Source organism: Rhodococcus sp. P4_B6, assembly GCF_056402215.1.
The window spans coordinates 1-4,017 of record NZ_JBFUHV010000338.1; the positions used below are offsets into that span (position 1 = coordinate 1).

Consider the following 4,017-nt stretch of genomic DNA (forward strand, 5'->3'; position numbering starts at 1 on the left):
ATGCCAGGCGATGAGCACGAGCACCACGTGGCGCGCCACGAAGCCCGGCAACACGGCCGACCAGTGGATGATCGTTCCATCGTTCGCCGGAAACAGTCCGGTGGCAGCGGTGCTGATCGCGATGATCACGGCAAGGGAGAGTATCCACTTCTTCTCCCGGCCACTTCTGATGTGCCGATGAAGAAACAGTGCACCGAGGAGGGTGAGCACCCCGAGCGCGACGAACGTCGAATTCATGAGGTCGTGCAGCGGTGAGCAGGATCCGACGTCGCAGGCCGTCACGCCCAGGGAGCTGATCGAGTCCTGCGCGAAGCTGTAAGGCGTACTCCACGCCGCCGCGGTGAACACCTCCGCCAACAAGTAAGCGAACGAAAGTACCCAGGCCGTGCCAGCAGTTGCGTGGCGAAGATTATCTGTTCTCGGTGACGTTCCGGCGCAGTGCGGATTGCTGATACTGCATTCTCTCCGTCGAACCAGATGTGTCGAGCGAGGCCGGAAAGAGCCGGCCGGGATGACCTGCGTGACCCTACGACCCGAACCTGAGAATGCTGTCCGAAATGTCTGCATGGTCGGCCTCCACTGTGTATCAGGTCGTACTTGCCGGGGATCGGGCTCTGCGACCGGCGTCGTCGGTACATTGACGGTGATTCAAAAGCACTGGCGCGCAATCACTTCAAAGTTTCAGTTGACATATCTCCGTTATCGGCGGTTTCTTCGGCGAGGTGGCCGGGGTCCTTCGGCACCCCCGGCCGCACACCGGCGGACACGACCAGCACAGGCAAACACAGACCTCCTCGTCCTTCGGACGGAATACCCGACCGGCTCTTTCGGAAACGGCGATTGATCGGGTGCTTGAGGGAGACCTCCTCACAAGGAAATGGACCGACTGTGAGGCAGTCGAATTGATGCGGCACGCACCTCCTACCACTTACCATCGAATTCCATGGGAGTCGCAGCCGTGGCACGAGCGCTCGGCCGCCTCCAGTACCGACTCGCGCGTGTCCCCTTCCAACTGTTCGACGACACGGTGATGCCGGCGCTCTTCGACGACGCGGCCCCGGCCCGGCTTGCGTACGAGTGGGTGCTGATCGAGTGTGACGAGGCCGCGGCGGTTCTGTTCGACGACCAGTCCGCGGCTGCCCACGCACAGATGTTGCGGCGGCGCGGTGCCGCTGTGCGGTACGCCAGTGCCCGCCGGCATCGGCAAATCCTCCGCGATACGGAGGCCACCCTCGAGCGGCACCGCGCTCGTTTCCTCGCGCGGCACCGGAAGCACGCCACAGACACCGATTAATTTAGACAATCCGGCCAGGCCGGGTGCCAGCTCGACCAGTGTCGCAAGGGACGGGATCACGGGGAGAGTGCCACCCTCTCACCAGGCGGTCAGTGACCCGCCCGCACCGCGCCAGTGGAGGAGGCCACCGCTCATGTTCACCGCGTCGAAGCCGTTCTCCACCAGCAGGTTCGCAGCCCCGGCCGAGCGAATTCCGCCGGTACAGAAGGTGATGAGCAGACGGTCGTCGGGGGACTCCAGGCAGCGGTCGAGCAGTTCCTCGAGTGGCGCGTGCACGGCGCCGGGGATGTGTACCCGGTTCCACTCGAACTGGCGGCGGACATCGACAACGAGGGCACCGTGTTCGACGAGGCGGACCGCCTCCGCGGCGCTGATCGCTGCGGTCGGCGCAGATAATTGTCTGAGACTCATGCGCTGCGCGCCTCCTGCCGCAGGTTGACCATCGTGAGAGGGCCGCTGAGCACGGGCACGAGCGCACCAATGCGGGTCCGGGTCGTCAGGCCGCGACCGAGCAGTGCCGTGACGGCGACGGACAGGTAGAGCGCACCGTGGATCGGGCCGAGGACACCGGCGACCGCGGCGTCGTGCACGGTGCCGAGGTTGGCCAGCAACGCCAGGACGCTGACGGTCTCGAGTGCCGAGAGCACGGCCAGCGTGCGCAGCAACTCGGTCATACGTAGCTCGATCCGGGTCGCACGATCATCAGCACGACGACGACCACCCACAACAGGTTGAACAGGCCGGTCACCATGCCGAGGCGTCGGAGTTGGGTTCCGTCGTCGGGTGTGGTGAGCGCCTGTTGTTGGAGCGGGGCGATTTGCAGGGCGAGCAGTCCACCGGCGATCGCGGTGAGCACCATCGCGACCACGACCCAGACCTCGCTCGTGCGGCCTTGCACGGTGGCGAGGAGAAGGCCGACGACCGGGACCGCGACCGCCAGGACGCCGTAGATACGGGTGATCCGGTGCAGCACCCGGGCGGTGTTGATGTTCCGCTCGATCTGCTGCGCACCGCCCACTGTGGCGGTCACCGGCGCGTGCCGGGGGAACAGGCTGGTGGCCACCGCGACCGGGCCCACGAAGAGGATGCCCGCCACGACGTGGAGGGAGAGCAACAACGATTCCATGACCTTCAGCCTAACTGAAGGTTGGCGGTGAGGTGTCAGTCAGTCGCCGACATCACCCGCACCATGTGCGCCCGCAGCGCCTCGGTCAGCTCGGGATGCTGCGTGGCGAACTCGTCATCGAGACGGGTCACTACCTCGGCCGCGCGAGCCAGCAGCGATTCGCCCTCCGCCGTGATCCGCAGGGTCGAGGCGGCCCCGGCGTGCGCGGTCGAGTCGTCGACCAACCCGGACTCGACGAACGCCGCGACCGCCGTGTGAGCGCTCTGCACGGTGATGCGGGAACGCCGAGCGAGCTCACTGAACGAGATGCCCGGCGTCCCGCGGATGTGCCCCAACAGCCCGTACTTGCGGGTAGTCAACCCGAGCGGCTTCAAACCGTCGGTGAATGCCGCCTCCCACACCCGGCTCACCGTGAGCAGCGTGACCGTAGGACTGAAAGACGGAGGCTGCGACATGGGAGCAGGCTACCCACACCGCACCACCACAGCTCAATTTGTGGGCGAACCGTCGATTCCCCCCTCAGAGTTCACGCCGAGAGAAGCCGAAGTCCACCCCCGGCCCTGACCAGCCTCGCCGCGCCGGCGAAGACTCGACGCCGGCACCGCTGACGCGGACAACCGCCACCGCACGGCGCTGAAGATCATCGTCCCGCAGGCTCATAGCCTCCCTGGCAGGATGGCCACACTTTGGAACAGGGCAATGTTGCGACTCACGCGACCGGCGTCGCTACCTGAGCATCACGGAAGGCTCGCTCGAGCTCGGCCGAAATCCGCCGCGGGACAACACCTCGTGACCCTCGCTGATCGCCCACTCACGAATCTCCTTCGGCGACGTCTTCACCGGAGCCTCACTCCCCACTTCCCTCGTCACCGAGACCCATTTTGACCCAGTTGTGCTGGGTCGGCTCGGAGATCCCGAAGTCTTTCGCGATCCCGAAGCCGTTCCCCGAAGAGTTTCCGCCGCGACGTGGTCGCCGCAAGCGCGAAGACCCGCTGAGCCAGTGCAGCCCCCTTCGATCATTTGTCATCGTGCAATCTATCCGGTGGGGATTTCGCAAATTTGCGACGTTAATTCGGAGAGTAGATGCTGACAATCTCAGCAATACAAACCGGCTTGTCGGCATTCTCGCGTTCGATCGTGACGGCCGTGACAACCTGGACGCCCGAGGGAACGGTTTCAACGTCTGCTATTTCAACCGCAGCGCGAATCCGTGAACCGACGGGGACGGGTGCCGGGAATCGAACCTTGTTCGACCCGTAGTTGATTCCCATTCGGACGCCGTCGACGACGTAGACCTCCCATACAAGCATCGATGGTGGCGCCGAACGGTCCGTCAGCAGCCCGTGAGGGATCGACGTGAATCCACTGGTGGTCACCCGTCGCGTCAGCGAACGTGTCGATTTTCTCCTGTGTGAGGGTGTGCCATGACGAGTAGCCGATCGGGGTGTTCGCCACCGCGTGCAATTCATCGATTCCGTTGAGTGTTTTCATACTTTGGGCCCTCCGGCGACGTAGAGAACCTGCCCGGAGACGAATCCGGCTCCCTCACTGGCAAGGAATGAGATCGCGTGTGCGATGTCGTCGGGGACCCCAACTC

Annotated in this window: 7 protein-coding genes and 1 pseudogene; 1 reads left to right on the top strand and 7 read right to left on the bottom strand. The window is 64.5% G+C overall.

Annotated elements, in window-relative coordinates:
* The coding region (locus AC1DWT_RS49895; protein ID WP_477926134.1) for a DUF998 domain-containing protein at positions 1 to 360 on the bottom strand (360 nt) is incomplete at its 3' end.
* A 583-nt stretch (positions 361 to 943) separates the two neighbouring features.
* On the opposite strand from AC1DWT_RS49895, the gene AC1DWT_RS49900 reads away from it, so the two are divergent.
* Positions 944 to 1,294: a hypothetical protein gene (locus AC1DWT_RS49900; RefSeq protein ID WP_133987616.1), complete on the top strand. Its 351-nt coding sequence runs from the start codon at positions 944 to 946 to the stop codon at positions 1,292 to 1,294.
* A gap of 78 nt (positions 1,295 to 1,372) precedes the next feature.
* Here AC1DWT_RS49900 and AC1DWT_RS49905 read toward each other — a convergent pair whose 3' ends face one another.
* From AC1DWT_RS49905 to AC1DWT_RS49930, 6 genes and pseudogenes are all read right to left on the bottom strand, one after another.
* Positions 1,373 to 1,705: a rhodanese-like domain-containing protein gene (locus tag AC1DWT_RS49905; RefSeq protein WP_477926135.1), complete on the bottom strand. Its 333-nt coding sequence runs from the start codon at positions 1,703 to 1,705 to the stop codon at positions 1,373 to 1,375.
* A complete protein-coding gene (locus AC1DWT_RS49910) occupies positions 1,702 to 1,968 on the bottom strand; it encodes a hypothetical protein (RefSeq protein WP_477926136.1) in 267 nt (88 codons plus the stop codon). The genes AC1DWT_RS49905 and AC1DWT_RS49910 overlap by 4 nt, the downstream gene beginning before the upstream one ends.
* A complete protein-coding gene (locus AC1DWT_RS49915; protein ID WP_477926137.1) occupies positions 1,965 to 2,420 on the bottom strand; it encodes a hypothetical protein in 456 nt (151 codons plus the stop codon). The genes AC1DWT_RS49910 and AC1DWT_RS49915 overlap by 4 nt, the downstream gene beginning before the upstream one ends.
* Before the next feature lie 35 nt (positions 2,421 to 2,455).
* Positions 2,456 to 2,875, bottom strand: coding sequence for a MarR family winged helix-turn-helix transcriptional regulator (locus tag AC1DWT_RS49920; RefSeq protein ID WP_477926138.1), 420 nt, complete (start codon positions 2,873 to 2,875; stop codon positions 2,456 to 2,458).
* Between the two features lie 612 nt (positions 2,876 to 3,487).
* Positions 3,488 to 3,911: pseudogene (locus AC1DWT_RS49925) on the bottom strand (MaoC family dehydratase).
* Positions 3,908 to 4,017 (bottom strand): SDR family oxidoreductase (locus AC1DWT_RS49930; protein WP_477926139.1); only part of this gene is annotated, 110 nt, incomplete at its 5' end. The pseudogene AC1DWT_RS49925 and the gene AC1DWT_RS49930, both read right to left, overlap by 4 nt.

Bases quoted from the DNA above. Each gene is read 5' to 3' on its own strand.
- AC1DWT_RS49900 (WP_133987616.1), top strand. From the start codon at position 944: ATGGGAGTCGCAGCCGTGGCACGAGCGCTCGGCCGCCTCCAGTACCGA.
- AC1DWT_RS49905 (WP_477926135.1), bottom strand. From the start codon at position 1,705: ATGAGTCTCAGACAATTATCTGCGCCGACCGCAGCGATCAGCGCCGCG.
- AC1DWT_RS49910 (WP_477926136.1), bottom strand. From the start codon at position 1,968: ATGACCGAGTTGCTGCGCACGCTGGCCGTGCTCTCGGCACTCGAGACC.
- AC1DWT_RS49915 (WP_477926137.1), bottom strand. From the start codon at position 2,420: ATGGAATCGTTGTTGCTCTCCCTCCACGTCGTGGCGGGCATCCTCTTC.
- AC1DWT_RS49920 (WP_477926138.1), bottom strand. From the start codon at position 2,875: ATGTCGCAGCCTCCGTCTTTCAGTCCTACGGTCACGCTGCTCACGGTG.